Here is a 19,375-nt window from a genome sequence, read left to right on the forward strand (position 1 = left end):
GGCAGTGCGCCTGGCGACCGACCGGAATTGCAATCTAGTACCGCCTCGGCGGGGCCGGAGCCGGACCGCGGGCCTGTGAACGTGACGCGCAGTGTGACTTTGTTCACACAGACGGTTACCACCGGGTTGCACCGAGGTCACGTTAGGAGATGGGCACCGTCCGGAGAGGGATTCCCGGGGTCGCAGGCGGGGTCTTCGGCGGACTCGGTCCGGGGGGATTCAGGCCACGCCGACGGAGACGTCGAGGTAGACGTCCTGGATGGCGCCGAGCAGTTCGACGCCGTCGGCCATCGGGCGCTGGAAGGCCTTGCGCCCACTGATGAGCCCGGTGCCACCGGCCCGCTTGTTGATGACCGCCGTGCGCACGGCCTCGGCCAGGTCGTCGGCGCCCGAGCTGGCGCCACCGGAGTTGATGAGGCCCACCCGGCCCATGTAGCAGTTGGCCACCTGCCAGCGGGTGAGGTCGATGGGGTGGTCGGAGGTGAGGTCGCTGTACACCAGCGGGCTGGTGCGGCCGAAACCCACCGCCTGGTATCCGCCGTTGTTCTCGGGCAGCTTCTGCTTGACGATGTCGGCACCGATGGTGGCGCCGAGGTGGTTGGCCTGGCCGGTGAGGTCGGCAGCGCCGTGGTAGTCCACGCCGTCCACCTTGAAGGCGTTGCTGCGCAGGTAGCACCAGAGGACGCAGAACATGCCCAGCCGGTGCGCCTCCTCGAAGGCCTCGCTGATCTCGAGGATCTGGCGGCGCGACTCCTCCGAGCCGAAGTAGATGGTGGCGCCCACGCCGGCGGCCCCCAGCTCGAAGGCTCGCTCGACGCTGCCGAAGCCCACCTGGTCGTAGCTGTTGGGGTGGCTCAGCAGCTCGTTGTGGTTGATCTTCACGATGAACGGGATGCGGTGCGCCCAGCGGCGGGAAACCGCGCCGAGCACGCCGAAGGTGGACGCCACGGCGTTGCAGCCCCCCTCCACGGCGAGACGCACGATGTTCTCGGGGTCGAAATAGGCCGGGTTGGTGGCGAAGCTGGCGGCGCCGGAGTGCTCCACGCCCTGGTCGACCGGGAGGATCGACACGTAGCCGGTGCCGGCGAGTCGGCCGTGGCCGAACAGGGCCTGCAGGTTGCGCAGCACCTGCGGTGCGCGGTCGGTGGCGGCGGCGACCCGGTCGACGAAGTCCGGACCGGGCAGGTGGAGATCCTCGGCGGGTATGGCCTTGGCGGTGTGGCCGAGCAGGTAGTCGGCGTCGTCGCCCAAGAGAGCTGCGACGTCTCGCATCGAGCGGCTCCTGTGTGGTTCGGTGGGTGGGTTGGCGGGGCCTGCGGGCCGTCGGCGCCCCTCGCTGCGACCCTATCCCGGCAGAGCCCGCCGGCGGTGCCAATCGGGGGGCCTGGTAGCCGCAATCCGCCGTCCCCGGTGGCGTCTGCGGGCAGCGGGATCGAAACAGGCGCGCTGCCGCTGGATTCGGGACTCTTCGGGCGCCGGACGGTCCGACCCGCGCCGGTCAGGCCGAGAGGTCGGCGAGGCGGTCGGTGGCGTCGGCGTACCCGGGCGAGTGACGGTCGATCCAGGCGAACAGCCGCCGGGCAGCCGGCTGGTCGCCGCCGCGGTCATACAGGTCGGCCAGCGCGTAGGCACGGCGCAGGTGGAACTCCTGGGGGTTGCGGGGCGTGCGCCACCCTTCTGCCAGCAGCGCGACCCCCTCGGCCAGCCGGCCCCGGTCCGCCAGCGCCCCCGCGGCCACGATCCGGCCCTCGGTCACCAACTCGGCCGACGGGCTCTCGTGACGCAACTCCTCCCAGAGTTCCTCCACCTCGTCCCAACGCTGCAGCGCCCGGTAACAGTCGGCCAGCACCGGCGCCTGCTCGCAGCTGCGGGTGAGGGTGGCGAAGGCTTCGAGCTCCCGGGCCGCCGCCCGCCAGCGGCGCAACCGGTAGAGGATCAGCCCGTGCAGTTCCCGCACCTCGGGCACGTCGGCGGCCTCGGTGTCCATCACCGGCTTCAGTTGCGCCAGCGCGTCCTCGTGGTACTCCGAGGAGAAGGCATCGGCGGCCACCATCACCCGCCGCAGCGCCCAGCGGCCCTGCTCGGCCCCCAGCTTCTGGCGTAGCACCCTCGCCAGGTCAGGCTCGTTCCCGCCGCTCACCGCCCCAGCCTACGAGCGGCATCAGCCGCGGGCGGTAGTGTCGAACGCCACCGATCTCGGGGAGCAGCGCGGATGCCATCAGAATCGAACAGCGGGCGCACCGTGGCGGTAGGTGACGCAAGGGCGTTCGTCGGTCGAGCGGCCCGCTATGGCGGAATGCCGGATGACGACGTCATTCGATTCGTCGACGGCCTCGTCGAAGCCGACCTCCGAGGGCACTGGTCACACGGCGTGGTGCGGGTGCCCCCGTACGTACGGGCACTCGCTGCCGGCGTGGTCAATCCGGCGCCCCGCGTCGAGGCGGTGCGCCAATTCGGCGCAACCGCTCTCCTCGACGGCGACAACGGTCACGGGGTGGTGATCGGCCAGATCGCAGCCGACCGGGCTGTGGACCTCGCCGGCGAGCACGGCGTCGGCATCGTCGCCGTCCGCAACAGCAACCACACGGGAATGCTGGCCACCCACGTGCTCCGTGTCGCCGACGAGGGGATGGTCGGTTACTTCACCAGCAACGGTCCGGCGATCATGGCGCCGCACGGCGGCCGTGAACCGCGTATGGGCAATGCGCCGTTCGCCTATGCGATCCCGAGGCGGGGCGGCGATCCGATCGTTCTGGACATGGCATCCTCACAGGTCGCCCGCGGCAGGGTCCGGATGCACGCGGACCGCGGCGAACCGATCCCGGAGGGCTGGGCGATCGACGAGCGCGGCGTCCCGACCACCGATGCCGCCGCCGCTATGCGGGGCTCGGTGGTGCCGATGGCCGGTTACAAGGGCTACGGCATCGCTCTCGTGACCGAGATCCTGGCCTCCGTTCTGCCGGGAGCGAGCCTGTCGGTGGAGATGCCGAGAGCATTCCTCGAGGCAGGCTCCTCCATGCTCGACTCGTGGGGATCAGGCCATCTGGCGCTGGCCATCAACCTGGAGGCGTTCGCCGACCCCGAGGAGTTCGCGACGGAGGTGGACCGCCTGGTGAGCTACATGAAGGAGACCCCCCTCGCGAAGGGGGCAGACTCGATCCTCGTACCGGGCGAACCCGAATGGAATACACGGCGCCACCGCATCCGCAACGGGATCCCTCTCAACGCAGCCGTGGCGTCCCAACTCGACGCGTTCGCACAGGAGATCGGGATCAAGCGCATCTGAGAGGGTCGCGCGCCACCGATCGCGGGACCAGGGCCCGTCCTTTTCCGGGAACCTCCCGAGCCTCTCCAGCACCGGCCCCTGTTGACCGCCGTCGAACCGCAAGATTATGCTCTGACGTGCGGGGAGGGCGAGGAAAGCCGCCTCGTTCGGGCGTGCCGTTCAGTGGTACGCCACCATCGAGGGGGGGTCCTCATGAGAGCACGAAGTCTGCTCTTGTCGTTGTTCGTGATCGTTCTCGTGGCCGCAGCGTGCGGCGAGGATGACGACGCTGCCGCGCCCGCGCCGGCACCCGCGGAGGCACCAGCACCGCCCCCGCCGGAACCACCGCCTGAGCCCCCGCCGGCACCCGACTCGGGCGTACCGACGCCCAACAACGGTGAGCAGTTCGTGGTCGCCTGGACGCCGTACAGCGACCCGACCAACGACCTGAACGTGGCCTTCGACAACCAGGTCAAGAACGTGATCGAAGGCGCCGGCATGAAGCACGTCTACTGCAGTGGCAAGGCCGAGGCCACAGCCCAGGCGAACTGCATCGATCAGTTCATCGCCCAGGACGTGGACATCATCCTCATCTACCCCGCTGACGTCGATTCGATGGCCGAGACGATCAAGGTCGCCAACGCAGCAGGAACCCCCGTCGCGTCGTTCTTCGGCAACATTCCCGACGTCGGCCAGGAGCAGCTCTACACGCTGACCATTCCGGTCTATGACGCCGGCGTCCTCAACGGGCACAAGCTCGTGGAGTACCTCACCGAGAAGAACGGTGGGCCCCAGGGCACGGTCCTGGAGATCACCGGTCTGATGACCACCAGCCAGGCGCAGGACCGCAACGCCGGGTTCCACTCCGTCGTGGACGAGTATCCCGACATCGAGGTGACGATCCGCAACGGCGACTACGACACCGCCAAGGCGGGAACGATCACCACCGACTGGTTCACGGCGAACCCCGACACGGACGCGATCTACATCCACTCGAACTGCGACTACACCCCATCGGTGCGGTCGGCGCTGGAGGCGCTGGATCTCTACGTCCCGAAGGACGATCCGGGGCACATCGGGATCTTCGGAACCGACGGCTGCAACTCCTCGCTGCACGAGGTCCGCTGCGGCTTCCAGGACTACGGGACGACGTACCCGACCGACCTGGCGGGCTCCCAGATGGCCGAGATCGCCGTGCACTACCTCCAGACGGGCGAATCGCCGCAGCCCGGAGAGGTCCTCAACATCCCGGGGCTCGAGGGAGGCACCACTGCCATGGTGGACGGAAGTGCCGGACCGATCTACTTCATGGAGTTGTTCGAGTACACGCAGGACACGGCCAACGATCCGACCCTGTTCGGTAACAGCTTCATGAGCGAGCCCAACGGCCTGACGTCATGTGACGATCGGTAGATCCGACACATAGCACGAGTCCTTGCGGGCGGCCCGGCGGCCGCCCGCAAGCGCGTCCGACCGCCGGCGACGCAGGCCGAGTCGCTGAACAGCGGATCCCGGCCTGCGCCGGGATGACGATGGCGAGGGCCGGCGCGCGGTCGGGCGCTAGCTGCTCCCGCCGAGGCTGGCGCCGGTGATGAGGTCCACCAGGTCGCGCGGCTCGACGTCGGCGGTGGCGACGTCCCCGGCCATCTGCCCCTGGTAGAGCACCACGGCGCGGTGGCAGACCTCCATCACGTGCTGCATGTTGTGGCTGATGCAGACGACGGCCATGCCCTCATCGCCCAGCGTCCTGATGAGATTCAGCACCGACTGCGTCTGCGTCACGCCGAGCGCAGCGACCGGCTCGTCCATCAGGACCACGTGGCGCCCCCAGGCCACCGCCCTGCTCACCGCCACCGACTGGCGTTGCCCGCCCGACAGGTCCTCGACCGGCAGCCCCAGCGACGGGATCCGGATGTGGAGGCGTGAGACGATTTCCCCCGCCTCCCGCAGCATCTGCTTCTTGTTCATGACGCGCATCCACCGCAGGCCGGGTGGCAGCTTGCGGTAGATCTCCCGGTTCAGGAACAGATTCGCCGGCACGTCGAGCACTTCGACGAGCTGCAGATCCTGGTAGACGGTCTCGATGCCGAGTTCCCGTGCCGCCTGGGGATTCCGGACCTGCACCTCTCTCCCCGCCATGCGGATGTGTCCCGAGTCGGGCTGGAACGTGCCGGACATGCACTTGATGAGGGTCGACTTCCCGGCTCCGTTGTCCCCCAGGAGCCCGACCACCTCGCCCGCACGCAGTTCGAGGCTCACATCGCGCAGCGCGCGGACCGGCCCGAACGACTTGCTTATCCCGACCACCTCCAGCACCGGCGGATCCTCGAGCGTGGCAACTCCTCCAGCACCGTCAGCAGAGCCAGTTGGATCGGTCATTCGGTACCCCCGTGCTGCCCCTCTGGTGGATGACTGCGTCAGAGTCGCACTGCCGGAAACCTTACAACGTAAGGAGTGCCTGCGCCGTGCCGTCGTAAGCCCTTCCGGCACGCTCCGGGCTCAGCAGCCCCTCGGGGGATGGACATATACTGGCGCCAATCCACGGCAGTCCCGGCCGGCGCGCGAGCCTCGGGGAACGCCATGGAGGTCCGGTTGCGATACCGGATGCGATAGGGGGGGTCATCGATGGCCATCGATCAGGGGCCGGCGCCGGGGGCCGCAGGACTCAGCGACGAGAGTTACGTCGAACTCACTCCGGGTCGACGGATTCTGAGGTTCCTGGACAGGAACTCCGTGTGGGTCCTGCTGGCGATCGCGGTCCTCGCCGCGTCGCTGCTGACCCAGTTCGAGATCCCCCAGAACATCCTCAACCTCGGCGCGGCGGTCTCCTCGCTGGGCATGCTCGTCCTGGCGCAGACCGTGGTGCTGCTGACCCGGAACTTCGACTTGAGCACCGAAGCCAACATGGTCTTCGGCGCGGTGCTGGCGGGCGTCCTGATCTCGCCGGTGACGATCCTCGGCGAGGGCACGGCCGATCAGTTGAACCTCGGGGGACGGGGGTGGTCCACGGGCGCCGTCCTGCCGATCCTGCTCATCGTCTGCACCGCGGTGGGTCTGGCCAACGGCCTGCTCATCGTGAAGCTGCGAATGAACAACTTCATGGTGACCCTCGGCATGTCCATCCTGCTGTACGGTCTCACGCTCGTCGTGGGCGTCGGGCGGCAGCTCACGACCATCCCCGAGGCCTTCCGCTGGTTGGGCAAGACCCGGATCGGCATCGGCGAGGATCTGAAGTTCCCGATCTCGGCGATCTTCCTCGTCCTCGTCTTCCTCGTCTTCCACTATGTCCTCACGCATACCGTGTACGGACGGCGTATCTATGCCGTCGGCAGCAACCGCAACGCGGCTCGGGCCGCCGGCATCAACGACGGCAACGTCATCATCGGCGCCTACGTCGTATCGGGGCTGCTGTGCGGGGTCGCGGCCTGGCTGCTGGTCGGAAGGATCGGCGCCGCTCAGGCCGGGATTGCCGCCGATGAATTGTTCACCTCCTTCGCAGCGGCCGTGATCGGTGGCGTCTCATTGGCCGGCGGCAGGGGGAAGATCTTCGGTGTGTTCGGCGGGCTGCTGCTGATGGGCACCATCACGAACGCCCTCAACATCTCCAACGTCGAAGGCAAGTGGATCCCGGTGGCCAACGGCCTCGTCATCCTGTTCGCGATCTTCATCGACGGCCTACGGAACATTCGTGCAGCCCGGCTGACCGGCGCCTGATCCCGTGGCGGGAGCCGCCACCCCACCGCCACCCTGGCAGGACCCCGAGCGGGTGCTGCTGGGCGTCAACCTGTGGAGCATGCACACGACCTGGGCCGATCTGCTCGAGGCGGCGGTCCGTGCGGATGACCTGGGCTACGACACGCTCTCGACGTCGGATCACGTGCTGGCGTGCGTCGGCGAGCAGGGCCCGGTATTCGAGGGCTACCTGAGCCTTGCCGCCTGGGCGCAGGCGACATCCCGGGTCCGGCTCGGGCTGCTGGCGACGGCCAACACGTTCCGGGAGCCGACGCTCCTCGCCAAGATGATCACCACGCTGGACCACATCAGCGGTGGACGGGCCTTTCTCGGCATTGGCGCCGGCTGGTTCGAGGAAGAGCACACCGGCTATGGGTTCGAGTTCGGGGCCGGCCCCGGCGAGCGGCTTCGCTGGTTGGGCGAGGCGCTGCCGCTGCTCCGTTCCATGCTCGGAGGCGATCCTGCGACCGCCGCCGTCGGCCGCTACCGGCCCGCGGCTGCCCGCAACGATCCCGGAGCCATCCAGGAGCGAATCCCCATCATCGTGGCCGGCGACGGCGAGCGCGTGACCTTGAGGCTCGTCGCCACCTACGGCGACGCCTGCAACTTCGGATTCCACCACGGGGCGGACGCCCTGGCGCGCAAGGAAAGGATCCTGCGGGCGCACTGCGCGGACGTGGGTCGCGACGAGAGCGAGATCGCCCGGACCGCCGAGATCCGGGTCGTGATCATCCGCGACACGCGTCGCGAGGCCGACCGCGTCTACGCCGAACTGCGGAGACTGAACGGTGACGCCCCGGTCTGGCCGGAGCAGCCGGTGGGAACGCCCGACGACGTGTCCGAGAAGCTCGAACCGCTCGTGGCGCTGGGGTTCCGCCACATCATCTGCGGATTCCCCCACCCCCACGACGCCGAGTCGATGGTGCGGCTACGGCGCGAGGTGCTGCCCCGACTGCAGGCGGTCGCCGGCGGCGGGTGATCAGTTCAGTCGGGACCCCGCCGACTCACCAGCGCGGGATATCCCCGGGCTCAGAGTAGGCGCGGTGTCGGATCGAATGTGAGCGGCAGTGACGTGAACCCGCGCGGGCCCACGCTCGGTAGGCGCACCGGCTCCCCCGCCAGACGGACGTTCGGGAGCCGTTGGATCAACCTCTCGAAAGAGACCTGCAACTCGGATCGCGCCAGCACCTGACCGACGCAGTAGTGCGTCCCGAAACCGAACCCGAGATGGCGGATGTGGCCGCGCCTGATGTCGATGCTGTCCGGGTTCTCGAACTGCTCCGGGTCTCGGTTCGCCGCGCCGAGGATGAGGCGGACCACCTGTCCCTCGGGGATCACCGTGCCGTCGATCTCGACGTCGGTGGTCGTCAGCCGGAACACCATCTGGAACGGGCATTCGTATCTGACGAGTTCCTCGACGGCGTTCTTCATCAGGCTCGGGTCGTCGCGCAGCAGGTCCAGCTGATCCGGATGCTCGAGCAGCGCCATCATGCCGTTGCCGAGCATGTTCGTCGTCGTGTCGTCTCCGCCGGTCACGAGATCCACGCACGTGGAGAGCAACTCGTCGGTGCTCATCACGTCCCCCGCCTCGTCGGCCGCGACCAGGCTGGACAGCACATCGCCGGCGGGGTTGGCCCTGCGGTCCTCGAGAAGGTCACCCAGCCAGCCGCGCAGAGACATCAAGCCCGCCTGGCTCCGGCGCATGACGTCCACGTCGAGGCCGCCCGGGCCGAGGAACTCCAGGTACTGGTTCGTCCACTCCCTGAACTGCACCCTCTCGGTGGCAGGCAACCCCACCAACTCGCTGACCGCGATGGCGGGCAGAGGCACGGCGAAGTCGGGCGGCAGGTCGGTGCGCCCGCTCTCGGTGACCTCGTCGAGCAGGGAGTCGGCGAGCGCTTCGACGCGCCGGCGGATGGCGGCGAGGGCGTCGGGAGTCAGGGCCTTCGACACGACGCGACGGATCCGGGTGTGGTCGGGCGGGTCCGCCTGGCTGAAGCCGCTGGTCGTCCAGTAGTCCACGAACGACGACAGCTCCTCGCGGTGCTCGGTGGGGATCTTCTCCATCCACGTGGCATAGACCCGGTTCCGGAAGCCGGCCGGGTTGCGAATGACCGCATCCACGTGCGCGAACCGGGTCAGCAGCCAGCAGTCCCACGCATCGCTCCAGTACACCGGCGCCTCTTCCTGCAGCCGCCGGTAGACCGGGTACGGGTCCTCCATGAATTGCCGCGAGACCAGCTGGTCATCGATCGATGCCACGATCGGCTCCTCGTGGTCTGCTCGGCGACTCAGCCGGGTGAGACGGTCAGCGTCTGGTTGGCGTCGATGTCGCTCATGATCGTCACCGACCCGTCGGGCCACTCGACCCGCACCTCGTCGACCGTCTCCTCCGAGCCCAGGCCGAAGTGCGCCGAGATCTCGCTGCTGGTCAGGTAGTGCGCGCACGACATGATCCAGCGGTGTAACTCGAGGTCGCCGGCCGTCACCGTCACCCGACTGCCCAGCCCGTGCGGCGCTATGCCGTCAGTGCCCGTCGTGTCCAGGAACACCCGAAGCCAGTTGGCCGCCTCGCCGCTGAGGTCGTTCCGGTAGAGGCGGAAGTCGCCGGCCGGCGAGGTGAGGGCCACGTCCTGGTCGCCGTCGCCGTCGAAGTCGAAGTGCAGGAGCCCCAGGCCCTGGATGTCGTAGGTGAGTTCGGCGGATGTGGCCACGTCCGTGAACGTACCGTCCCCCATATTGATCCAGAGCTTGGCGCGCTCCCCCTGGTACTCCTCGCGCATCCAGCCGTTGGTCTCGATGATGTCGACCATGCCGTCGTGGTTGAGGTCCAAGCCGGCGGTCCCCCACCCCCATCCGCCGTCGTTCACGCCGGCCGACGCCGCGGACTCCTCGAACAGTCCGGAGCCCTGGTTCAGGTACAGCTTGTTGCCGTCCCCGTAGCCCAGGCCGTGCTCGTCGAAGATGGCGGTCACGTACCAGTCCAGCCAGCCGTCCCCGTCGAAGTCGGCCACTGTGCCGCCCATTCCCGCCCACGTCTCATCGGTGCCGGACGCCGCGGTCCGCTCCGTGAAGGTTCCGTCGCCGTTGTTGACGAAATACCTGCTCGTCCCGAAGTCGGCGGCGATGAGGGCCTCCGGGTAGCGGTCGCCCGTCATGTCGGCGAGGCAGGGCGCGAAGCCGCGGACGCCGTCGTCGGTGAGCCCGGCGGCCTCGGTCACGTCGCTGAACGTGCCGTCGCCGTTGTTGATGAACAGCCGGTTGCCGAGCGAGCCCTCCTGCCAGCCCGTGACCAGCAGATCCAGGTCGCCGTCGAGGTCGACGTCGCCGAAGGCCGAACCGAAACCGTCCCCCATCGTCGAGCTGGTCGTCGCCACGCCGGCCCGACCGGCGATCTCCTCGAACGTGCCGTCGCCGCGATTGCGGTACAGCAGGTGGTGTCCTGGGGCCGCGGCCTCACCCGAACCGTGGCTGGTGACATGCAGGTCGGTCCACCCGTCACCGTCGAAATCGGCGGCCGCCGCGCCGGAGCCGAGATGCTCCAGGGCCACCCCCGCCTGCGCCCCCACCTCCGAGAAGGTCCCGTCGCCGTTGTTCCGGTACAGGCGGTCGGGGCCTGAGTCGGCGCCGACCACGAAGAGGTCCAGCCAACCGTCCCGGTCGAAGTCGAGCACGGCCGCTCCTCCCCGCATCGCCAGAGTCGCCTTGGCGTTGACGGCGGGATCCATGAGATCCGGCATGCCCTGCGGTTCGGAAGGTGTCCCCTCGGCGCCTTCGGGCGGCGCCGGCGGGGGCGGCAGTTCGCGGTCCAATTCGATGCCCGCGGTCGCCGCGACGTTGGAGAAGGCCAGCAGGTTGCCCGCCGGGTCCTCCCAGCCGCGTGCAGGCACCGCGTCGCTGCCGTCGTCGTCCGAGCAGGCCGCGGCGACGAGCGCCACCGTCAGTGCCAGAGCCAGGATCACCCGGCGCAGAGTCATAGCCCTATGACCCTCCCCCCTTCGCCCCCCGGCACGACGGTCTCAATGCCGCGGGCGCACCAAACACTATCCCTCTTCGCCTGCCCGCCGCCAGCGCTTCGCCGGCGCGGCGCACGCCGGCTGCCTCTTGCCTCGGACGGCTGCGGAGGCCCCCGAACTGCGACAACGCGCACGGCTATCGTGGGGACGGCGTCCATCGCCGCGGGTGGGTCTACCCGAACGAGAGGCTCTCCGAATGGCCGATTTCACTGGGAAAGTCGCTCTCGTGACCGGAGCCGGGCTCGGTATCGGGCAGGCCAGCGCGCTCGCTTTCGCCGCTGCGGGAGCCCGCGTGGCCGTCGTGGACATCGACGGGCCCTCCGCCGCCCGCACCGTCGAGATGGTCGAGCAACGGGGCGCCGACGCATTGCTGATCGAAGCCGACGTGACGAACTCGGCCGACGTCGAGCAGATGGTCGCCACGACCGTCGAAACGTTCGGCGGGCTGGACTTCGCGCACAACAACGTGGGCAATCTGGGTACTCGAGCGCTGATCCACGAGTACCCGGAGGACGTCTTCGAGAGAGTCACGAGCGTGACGCAGGCTTCGATGTTCCTGTGCATGAAGTACGAGTTGCGTCACATGGTGCAGCAGGGTGCGGGCGCGATCGTCAACACCTCGTCCGTGGCGGGCTTCATCGCGCTACCCGGCGAATCGGCCTACGTGGCGGCCAAACACGCGGTGATCGGATTGACCAAGACGGCAGCCCTCGAGTACTCCGATCACGGCATCCGGATCAACGCGGTGTGCCCCGGTGTGATCCGCACTCCGATGACCGAGTTCTTCCTCGACGGGGACCCCGAGGCCGAGCGGGCCGCGGTTGCCCGGCATCCCATGGGGAGGCTCGGCGAGCCGGCGGAGATCGCAGACGCCGTCGTCTGGTTGTGCTCGGAGGGGGCGTCCTTCGTGACGGGACATCCTTTAGTCGTCGACGGGGGCCACCTGCTCTAGGAAGTCGCCGTGGGACCGGTGCGAGACGCCGTCCGACCCGCTGGACCATGGATTCCGGCCTCCGCCGGAGTGACGGTGGGCGTGGCCCGCAGCACGACCTGGCAGTTTCCTCGGCGGCACCGGTGCTCCGGCGGCTACCAGAAGAACGCTCCCCCGTTCGCGTCGAAGGCCTGTCCCACGGAATAGTCGGCATCCGCGGAGGCCAGGAAGGCGACCATCTTCGCCACGTCGTCGGGCGTCTGGTATCGCCCGACGGGGATCAGGTCGAGCACCCGCCGGCGCACGTCCTCGTACGTCTCACCGGTGTCGGCGGCGACGTCTCGGTGTATGGCGCGCAGCATGTCCGTGTCCACGATGCCGGGGAACACGGCGTTCATGAGAATGCCGTGCGGGGCGATCTCCTGACCCATCTGCTTGATGAGCCCCATGGCGGCGTGCTTGCTGGCCACGTAGGAGGCGACATAGGTGTCACGGAACGACGGGAGAACGCCGGCTGTGGAGACGATGGTGATGATCCTGCCCCCGTGGCCCTGGTCGATCATCTGATGCGCGGCGGCCTGCGAGCAGAACAGCACCCCCTTGGTGTTGACCGCGAAATGGCGATCCCAGTCGTCCTCGGTGATGTCAATGGCCGGAGCGGTGCTCAGCACACCGGAGTTGTTGACCATGACGTCCAGAGAGCCGAAGGCCGCGACCGTCCGCTCGACCATCCGATCCACCTGCGACCTGTCGGTGACGTCGGTCGTCACGGAGATCGCCCGGCCGCCACCGTCCCGGATCTCGGCGGCCACCGCCTCCCCGGCGGCGGCGTCGATGTCGGCCACCGCCACCGCCGCGCCCTCCGCTGCGAGACGGTGTGCGATCCCGCGGCCGATGTTGCGGCCGCCACCGGTCACGATGGCGCCCTTGCCGTCCAGTTCGTAGCTGGGCATTGCTAGAAGTGTGCCGGGTCGTCCGTCGGGGGCTCGGATCGGGCCACTGGACGGCGGGTTCCGGCCTTCGCCGGACTGACGAGTGGGCTCAGCCGAGGTGCCAGCCTGTTGTGCCGTCCACCTCGACCCAGTCCCCGACCTCCTCCTTGATGTCGGCCAAGTCGGTCGACCACTCGCCGGCGATCAGCCAGAAGATGTGCAGCATCTCGTCGCCCGTGTAGAAGGTGTGCTCGGTGCCCGCGGGGCAATAGACCGTGTCCCCCGGTTCGACATCGATGAGTTCGCCGTCGGCGTAGTACTGGGCGTGTCCCGAGATGATGTAGAACGCCTCGTCCTGGTCGTGCACGTCCACGTGGCCCTCGGTGTTGCCGGGTGCGAGCCACACCTGACCTGCGGAGATCTTGGTGCCCGGGCCGAACGTCTCGTCGGTGATCTGGAAGACGTCACGGAACTTGCCGTTCGCCATCTCCAGCATCGGGACATCGGTCACCTTCATGACCAGATTCTGCTTTGACATCGTGGACCTCCGTGTTTCCCCACCGGGAGCATCCTCGTGAGTCCGAACGACTCAAACCCCCGCCTCGGTAGTTCTACCACGTCCCGAGGATCTCCTTCGCGGCGGCGGCGATGTGCCGCGGCGTCAATCCGTGCTGCTCCAAGAGCGCTTCATTGGGTGCCGACTCGATGTTGACGTCACGCACGCCGATCCGGCGCATGAGCGTGGGTCGCCGCTCGGCGAGGACCTCGGCCACCGCCCCGCCGAGGCCGCCGATGATCGAGTGGTCCTCGCAGGTCACCACGGCACCGGTTGCGGCGGCCTCGATGACGGCCGCCTCGTCGAGGGGCTTGACGGTGTGCAGGTGGAGGTGATGCACGCTCACGCCCTCGGCCTCCAGCAGATCGGCGGCTCGGACCGTGCGGGTCGTCTGCACGCCGGTGCTGATGAGGGCCACATCGGATCCCCGTCGCATCACGACGCCACGGCCGACGTGGAACTCACCGTCGTCGCCGAACAGCACGGGGCTGGCACGGAACCGCCGGATCGATCCGGAGTTCGTGGAAGTAGAGCACGGCGAGCAGGTCGGTCGCCGACAGCGGGCCGCCGACGTGACCGGCGCCGGCGTGGTGGACGGCGCTGATCACGGACCGCCGTACCGCGGTCGCCACGCGGCGCAGGTGTTCGAAGTCGGGAGGGGCCTTCGGGTCGAAGTCGGGACGGGCCTTCGGCGTCACGGGTAGAGCCGCGCGCCGGTGGCGGCATCGGCGATCGAGATCGCCCGAACCGGGCAGTTGGCGGCCGCCTCCAGGACGAGCTCGGCGGCGTCGCCCTGCGGGTCGGTCACCGTTGCCTTGTGGGCCTCATCGATATCGAAGGTGTGCGGCGCGATCAGGCCGCACATGGCGTTGCCGTCGCACACCGACCGGTCGATGGTGATGCGAAGCTGGGGGCCATCGGGCACCGGTCCTCGCCCGCTGCGATCCACTCAAGAGGGAGGCGCCGGTTGGATGAACTCGATCGTCGCTCCGTCGATCGTGCGCATGTAGACGATCCTGGCGCCCTTGGCGGGACCGGTCGGAACCTCGACCGGCGCGCCGCTGACGGGGCGTGCGCCCAGCGCCACGGCACGCTCCCAGATGGCGTCCATGTCCTCGACCTCCATGCAGAAGTGGACGTTGCCCTCGTTGATGGTGTCGTCGTCGACAGGTGTGCCGTCGCGGTTGAGGTAGTGCACCAGTTCCAGCACGGCGTCGCTGCCCGGTACGTCGATCCAGGCGGCGTCGATGGCCACGCCGGGATGGCCCACGATCGAACCGATGTGCGGCTGGTCCAAGAGGCGCCGGGAGTTCGCGGTGACGCCGAACAACTGCTCCCAGAATCGGAGCGATTCCTCGAGGTCGCCGACGGTCAGACCGATGTGATGGAGCCGCTGGGCGTCGGCGCCGCTCGCCGCCTCGTCGGATCGCATGGTGGATGTCATGTGCCCCCCTCGTCCGGGTGAACGTGGTATCCGGGAACGTTCACCCTGGTCCTGTAGAGCATATGTCCCGCCGTCACGTAGAGCGTGCGCTTCTCGCTCCCGCCGAAGCAGCAGTTGGTGATCACGTCGGTGGGGATGGGGATCCGCTCGAGGAGTTCGCCCGACGGTGTGATCACGTAGACGCCCGGCGGGTTCACTGTGGTCTCCCCCGGACCCCGCTGGGTCAGGATCCCGGCGCAGACGTACAGGTTGCCGGCCACGTCGAGTTCCATCCCGTCGCCCCCGCGGCCGGGTGCGAAGTCGTAGACGATCCGGCGGTCGACGGCGTTGCCGCCGGCGTCGAGGGCGAAGGCCCAGACCTTCCGATTCCCGCCCATCAGATGGTTCGAGTCGATGACATAGAGAACCCGGTCGTCGGGCGTGACCGCCAGGCCGTTGGGCCTCTCGACGTCGGGCTGTCCGATGATCCGGGTGACGGTTCCGTCGGGGTCGATGCGGTAGACGCCTTCGACGTCCATCTCGAGGTCGGACCGGTCGGCGTCGTAGCGGGGATCCGTGAAGTAGAGCCGGCCCTGCGTGTCGACCGTCACGTCGTTGGGGCTGTTGAGGCGCCTCCCCTCGTACCGGTCCGCCAGCACCTCGATCTCGCCGGTGGCGATGTCGGTGCGGGTGACGCGCCGACGGCCTCGCGGGCCGTGCTCGGCTCCCTCGCACGTGACGAGGCGGCCCTGGCGATCGAACACGTTGCCGTTCGCCCGTCCCGCGTCCTCCCGGAAGATCCCGAGCTCGCCGTCGGCGGTCAGTGTCATGATCCGGTTCGCCCGGAGGTCGGAGAAGTACACCGTGCCGTGCGCATCCACCGCCGGACCCTCGAGGAACGCCACGAAGGTCGCAGCCTCGACCGCTGCGCCGGTGAGGGGCCCCGCAGAGCTATCCGGGGTCATACGGTGGGCGGCGGCCCGAACGGGGCGACTCAGTCGAGCGGCTCGTAGATCGCCTTCTGCGAGTTCGCCAGCAGGTCCAATGCGGCACCCCGGATCAGCCGGTCGAAGTGCGGGGTCTCGAGGTGCGCGTCGAACGCCGCCTCGTCGTCGTATTCCTCGTAGAGGAAGAACACGTCCGGATCGTCGCCCGACCGGCTGACGAAGAACTTCCGGCAACCGGGCTCCTGGCGAGCCAACGGAGCGAACTCCCGCTGGATCTCGGCTATCCGATCGCCTTGACCCGCTTTGGCGGTCCACTCAACGGCGAGGACATATCCCATCGCTCCTCCTCAAGCCTCGGCTCACTACGGCGGCGTCCGCCCGGACGCCGCCGCGAGCAACGGTCCGATCATCCGCCTTCCTCCGTCTCTTGTGCAATTGTCCCGGTGATGTAGCCGACCACCTCTGCCGCGGACGTCTCCGAACCGGCCAACTCCGCGGTGACCTCGCCCTGACGCAGCACGACGACCCTGTCGGCCACTTTCAGGACCTCGGCGATGTCATGGCTCACGACGATGATCGGGACGTTCTCCTCCTTCGCGATCTTCATGATCAGATGACCCACCTCAGCGGTCGCTTCGACGCCGAGCGCCGCCGTGGGCTCGTCGAGGAGAAGCAGCTCGCGTTTCCAGAACGCCGCCCTGGCGATGGCAACGGCCTGGCGTTGACCTCCGGACAGACTGTTCACCTTCTGGGCCACCGAGCCAGGAATCGTGATGTGGAGCCGGGCGATGGCGTCACGCGCCTGCACGTGCATGGCGCGCTTGTTGAGGAACGCCAGCGGGCTGCGATGGTCTCGCAGACGGAGCTCACGGCCCAGGAAGAAGTTCCCCGCGACGTCCAGGTTCCCCACGAGCCCGAGATCCTGATAGACGGCCTCGATGCCCGCCTGCCGCTGCTGGGCCGGATTACCGAATTCGAGGTGCGCGCCATTGAGCTTCACCGAGCCCGAGGTCGGATCCAGGGCGCCCGAGATGATCTTCAGAAGAGTCGATTTCCCGGCACCGTTGTCACCGACGAGCCCGAGGATCTCGCCGGGGCCCAGTGTGAACGAGACACCCTTGAGCGCTTCGATGGCGCCGAACCGCTTGACGACGTTCTCGATCTCCAGGACGGGCACGGGGACGGATGCGCCTGTCATCGTCGCCGCTCGATCCTGCGAAGCATGCCGTCGAACACGACCGCGATGATGAGCGCGATGCCCAGCGCGATCGTCTGGACGGAGGAGGGGAGCAGCAGCAGCGAGAAGCCGTTCTGCAGCACACCCAGAATCGCGACCGCCAGCAACGTGCCGATGATCGACCCCCGGCCCCCGGTGAGACTGGCGCCCCCGAGAATGACCGCCGTGACCACCGAGAGCAGGAACGTATCGCCGACCCGCGGCGACGCGGACTGCAGGATCCCGGTCAGCAGCACACCACCGACGGAGGCCGACAGCCCCGACGCTATGTAGAGCGAGTACTGCACGCGCCGGATGGGGAGCCCCGCCAGCCGGGCGGCTTCTGCGTTGCCGCCGATGGCGTAGACCCAACGGCCCAGCACAGTCGTGCGCTCCAGCACAATGCTGATCGCGTAGACCCCGATGAACATGAACACGAGCACCGACACGGGCCCCACCTGCGTCTTGGTGATCCACCGCAGAAAGTCGTTACGCACGACCTCGGTCTGTCCCGACGACAGGAAATGGGCGAGCCCGGTGAAGATCGACATCGTGCCGAGGGTCGCTATCAGGGGATTCACCCTCAAGAGCACGACGAGTGTGGCGTTCGCCGCGCCGACCGCGAGTCCGATGAACAGGACCACCACGATTGCGGCCGCCATGGGGACGCCGGCCGCCAGGAGGAGTCCGAGCGACACGGTGCTGATCGCGATGGTTGCACCGACCGAGACGTCGAATCCCCCGGAGACGATCAGGAACGTCTGCGGTGCAGCCATGATCGCGAGCACCGTCGAACTCGCGGCCACGTTGAGGAGGTTGGAGGTGGCCCAGAAGAACGGGCTCTTGAGGCTGAAGAAAATCATCAGCCCGGCCAGGATCAGGAGCAGCCCCTGGCTCTGCAGAACACCGGCGTCGGTCCAGCGGCGCGGCGCGGACACGTCGGTTTCCCGCTCGGCGCCGGCGGCGGAGCGAGAAACCGAACGTGAATTCCCGGCTTTGAACACGGATTCCCTCAGGAGAAGCCGATCACTGGCTTGACTACGCGCGCGACCGAGTCACCTGCCGGCAGACGGCCATCAGTCCGATGGGCGTGCGATCAACGATCTCCCGCACGACTAGCACGCAGACTCCGGATAGAAGTCCCCGAGGTTCTCGGCGCTCAGCACCTCGGTGGGCAGCTCGATGAAGCCCGGCAGATCGGCGCCGTGGATCAACCCGATCAGTGCAGGTATGGCGTACTTGCCGTAGTTCTCGGGGAAGTACGCGACGCTCGCGTAGAGACTGCCCTCGCAGATCGCCTCGAGCTGGCTTGCGCCCTGGCCGACGGACACCATGTCGTCGTCGCTGCGACCGGCCGTGCGGAGCGCCTCGAGCATCCCCAGCGTCAGTTCGTCGTTGACCGAGGCGACGAGGATCTTGGCACCCTCCGGGATCCTGGCCACGATGGCCGCGGTGTTGGCGTTGGCGGTCGGCGGGTCGGCGGCTGTGGCGATGAGGATGACCTCGGCGTCGGGAACGGCCGCCGTGACGCCTTCCACGATCCCGTCGGTCAGGTCGATCGTCGTCTGCCCTGCCTCGTCGAAGGTGCCGACGATGAGGACGATCTCCTCGCCCGACCAGCGCTCGACCGCCTGCGCGCCGAGCGTCTGACCCGACTTCAAGCCGGCGTTGCCCAGGTCGACCTCGATAAGGGCGATGTCCGGCGCGGGCACGAAGATCGCCAGCCCCGGGAGGTCGTTGCTCTGGAGGACGTCGACGATGCCGGGCTGCGCAGCCTCGATCACGTTGGCGATGATGACGCCGTCCTTGCCCTGCTCGGCGAAGATCCTCACGTTCTCGACGGCCGTGAGCGGGTCGGCGTTGTCGGAGACGACGTCGATGCTCACACAGCCCATCTCGTCGGCCACGGCCTGGAAGCCCTCGACGGTGAGGAGCGCGAACGACTCGGTGTCGGAGAAGATGTCGAATCCGAAGTCGTAGGTCTCACCTGCGCATTGATCCGGGCTCGGGCTGCCCAGGAACTGCTCATAGTCGGGTGCCGCCGCCGGCTCGGGCGGGGGCGCCGGTGCCGGCTCGGGCGGAGGTGCCGGCGCCGGCTCGGGCGGGGGCGCGGGAGCGGGCTCGGGCGGAGGCGCCGGGGCGGCGTCGCCGCTGTCATCGCCGGCGCAGGCGGCCATGACGAGCGCCAGCGCGACACCCAACGAGATCAGGACGCGGAACTTTGACTTGGCGGAATTCATTGCCATTTCCCCTCTCCTGTTCGACGAGTTCGTCGAACGTTCAATGGCCGGAAACCCTACCCCACCACCGCCGAGCGCGTCAGGGGCGGCTTCCGCGATAGGCGCAGCAAGACCGGC

At 68.3% G+C, this 19,375-nt stretch carries 21 protein-coding genes; 5 read left to right on the forward strand and 16 right to left on the reverse strand.

The window, feature by feature from the left end:
* Nucleotides 1–219 precede the first annotated feature (219 nt).
* Together OXG55_13010 and OXG55_13015 are read right to left on the reverse strand one after the other, a co-directional pair.
* Nucleotides 220–1,272: a class I fructose-bisphosphate aldolase gene (locus OXG55_13010; GenBank protein MCY4104157.1), complete on the reverse strand. Its 1,053-nt coding sequence runs from the start codon at nucleotides 1,270–1,272 to the stop codon at nucleotides 220–222.
* A 226-nt stretch (nucleotides 1,273–1,498) separates the two neighbouring features.
* On the reverse strand, nucleotides 1,499–2,140 hold the full coding sequence (locus OXG55_13015; protein MCY4104158.1) for a hypothetical protein: 642 nt from the start codon (nucleotides 2,138–2,140) through the stop codon (nucleotides 1,499–1,501).
* 72 nt (nucleotides 2,141–2,212) lie between these two features.
* Between OXG55_13015 and OXG55_13020 the strand changes: the two genes are divergently transcribed.
* Both OXG55_13020 and OXG55_13025 read left to right on the forward strand, forming a co-directional pair.
* Nucleotides 2,213–3,286 (forward strand): Ldh family oxidoreductase, encoded by a 1,074-nt coding sequence (locus tag OXG55_13020; protein MCY4104159.1) that lies wholly within the window; start codon nucleotides 2,213–2,215, stop codon nucleotides 3,284–3,286.
* 192 nt (nucleotides 3,287–3,478) lie between these two features.
* Nucleotides 3,479–4,678: a sugar ABC transporter substrate-binding protein gene (locus OXG55_13025; protein MCY4104160.1), complete on the forward strand. Its 1,200-nt coding sequence runs from the start codon at nucleotides 3,479–3,481 to the stop codon at nucleotides 4,676–4,678.
* A gap of 147 nt (nucleotides 4,679–4,825) precedes the next feature.
* Here the strand turns inward: OXG55_13025 and OXG55_13030 are convergent, their stop codons facing one another.
* Nucleotides 4,826–5,644, reverse strand: coding sequence for an ATP-binding cassette domain-containing protein (locus OXG55_13030; protein MCY4104161.1), 819 nt, complete (start codon nucleotides 5,642–5,644; stop codon nucleotides 4,826–4,828).
* Nucleotides 5,645–5,890: 246 nt separating this feature from the next.
* Here OXG55_13030 and OXG55_13035 point away from each other — a divergent pair, with 246 nt between their 5' ends.
* Together OXG55_13035 and OXG55_13040 are read left to right on the forward strand one after the other, a co-directional pair.
* The gene (locus tag OXG55_13035) at nucleotides 5,891–6,979 is read left to right on the forward strand and encodes an ABC transporter permease (GenBank protein MCY4104162.1); all 1,089 of its coding nucleotides are present in this window, start codon (nucleotides 5,891–5,893) and stop codon (nucleotides 6,977–6,979) included.
* Between the two features lie 4 nt (nucleotides 6,980–6,983).
* Complete coding sequence (locus OXG55_13040) at nucleotides 6,984–7,976, forward strand: LLM class flavin-dependent oxidoreductase (GenBank protein ID MCY4104163.1); 993 nt, start codon at nucleotides 6,984–6,986, stop codon at nucleotides 7,974–7,976.
* Nucleotides 7,977–8,026: 50 nt separating this feature from the next.
* Here OXG55_13040 and OXG55_13045 read toward each other — a convergent pair whose 3' ends face one another.
* Both OXG55_13045 and OXG55_13050 read right to left on the reverse strand, forming a co-directional pair.
* Nucleotides 8,027–9,259, reverse strand: a complete 1,233-nt coding sequence (locus OXG55_13045; GenBank protein ID MCY4104164.1) for a cytochrome P450 — start codon at nucleotides 9,257–9,259, stop codon at nucleotides 8,027–8,029.
* 29 nt (nucleotides 9,260–9,288) lie between these two features.
* Nucleotides 9,289–10,974, reverse strand: a complete 1,686-nt coding sequence (locus OXG55_13050; GenBank protein ID MCY4104165.1) for a CRTAC1 family protein — start codon at nucleotides 10,972–10,974, stop codon at nucleotides 9,289–9,291.
* Between the two features lie 235 nt (nucleotides 10,975–11,209).
* On the opposite strand from OXG55_13050, the gene OXG55_13055 reads away from it, so the two are divergent.
* Nucleotides 11,210–11,965 (forward strand): glucose 1-dehydrogenase, encoded by a 756-nt coding sequence (locus tag OXG55_13055; protein MCY4104166.1) that lies wholly within the window; start codon nucleotides 11,210–11,212, stop codon nucleotides 11,963–11,965.
* A 134-nt stretch (nucleotides 11,966–12,099) separates the two neighbouring features.
* On the opposite strand, the gene OXG55_13060 is transcribed toward OXG55_13055, so the two are convergent.
* The 11 genes from OXG55_13060 to OXG55_13110 all read right to left on the reverse strand — a co-directional run bounded on the left by OXG55_13060 (nucleotide 12,100) and on the right by OXG55_13110 (nucleotide 19,264).
* Nucleotides 12,100–12,897 (reverse strand): glucose 1-dehydrogenase, encoded by a 798-nt coding sequence (locus tag OXG55_13060; protein MCY4104167.1) that lies wholly within the window; start codon nucleotides 12,895–12,897, stop codon nucleotides 12,100–12,102.
* An 88-nt stretch (nucleotides 12,898–12,985) separates the two neighbouring features.
* A complete protein-coding gene (locus tag OXG55_13065; protein ID MCY4104168.1) occupies nucleotides 12,986–13,414 on the reverse strand; it encodes a cupin domain-containing protein in 429 nt (142 codons plus the stop codon).
* A 73-nt stretch (nucleotides 13,415–13,487) separates the two neighbouring features.
* Nucleotides 13,488–13,916 carry a hypothetical protein gene (locus OXG55_13070; GenBank protein ID MCY4104169.1) on the reverse strand — a complete coding sequence of 143 codons (429 nt, stop codon included), beginning with the start codon at nucleotides 13,914–13,916 and terminating at the stop codon, nucleotides 13,488–13,490.
* Complete coding sequence (locus OXG55_13075; GenBank protein MCY4104170.1) at nucleotides 13,894–14,130, reverse strand: hypothetical protein; 237 nt, start codon at nucleotides 14,128–14,130, stop codon at nucleotides 13,894–13,896. The genes OXG55_13070 and OXG55_13075 overlap by 23 nt, the downstream gene beginning before the upstream one ends.
* Nucleotides 14,127–14,357: a ferredoxin gene (locus OXG55_13080; protein ID MCY4104171.1), complete on the reverse strand. Its 231-nt coding sequence runs from the start codon at nucleotides 14,355–14,357 to the stop codon at nucleotides 14,127–14,129. The genes OXG55_13075 and OXG55_13080 overlap by 4 nt, the downstream gene beginning before the upstream one ends.
* A 24-nt stretch (nucleotides 14,358–14,381) precedes the next feature.
* Entirely contained in the window at nucleotides 14,382–14,876 is a 495-nt protein-coding gene (locus OXG55_13085; GenBank protein ID MCY4104172.1) for a VOC family protein, read from the reverse strand.
* Entirely contained in the window at nucleotides 14,873–15,820 is a 948-nt protein-coding gene (locus OXG55_13090) for an SMP-30/gluconolactonase/LRE family protein (GenBank protein ID MCY4104173.1), read from the reverse strand. Before OXG55_13090 ends, OXG55_13085 begins: the two co-directional genes overlap by 4 nt.
* A 29-nt stretch (nucleotides 15,821–15,849) precedes the next feature.
* On the reverse strand, nucleotides 15,850–16,140 hold the full coding sequence (locus tag OXG55_13095; GenBank protein MCY4104174.1) for a putative quinol monooxygenase: 291 nt from the start codon (nucleotides 16,138–16,140) through the stop codon (nucleotides 15,850–15,852).
* Between the two features lie 68 nt (nucleotides 16,141–16,208).
* Nucleotides 16,209–17,000, reverse strand: a complete 792-nt coding sequence (locus OXG55_13100; protein ID MCY4104175.1) for an ATP-binding cassette domain-containing protein — start codon at nucleotides 16,998–17,000, stop codon at nucleotides 16,209–16,211.
* Complete coding sequence (locus OXG55_13105) at nucleotides 16,997–17,956, reverse strand: ABC transporter permease (protein MCY4104176.1); 960 nt, start codon at nucleotides 17,954–17,956, stop codon at nucleotides 16,997–16,999. The genes OXG55_13100 and OXG55_13105 overlap by 4 nt, the downstream gene beginning before the upstream one ends.
* Before the next feature lie 177 nt (nucleotides 17,957–18,133).
* A complete protein-coding gene (locus OXG55_13110) occupies nucleotides 18,134–19,264 on the reverse strand; it encodes a substrate-binding domain-containing protein (protein MCY4104177.1) in 1,131 nt (376 codons plus the stop codon).
* Nucleotides 19,265–19,375: the final 111 nt, after the last annotated feature.

The organism is bacterium, from assembly GCA_026708055.1.
Taxonomy (GTDB): domain Bacteria; phylum Actinomycetota; class Acidimicrobiia; order Acidimicrobiales; family CATQHL01; genus VXNF01.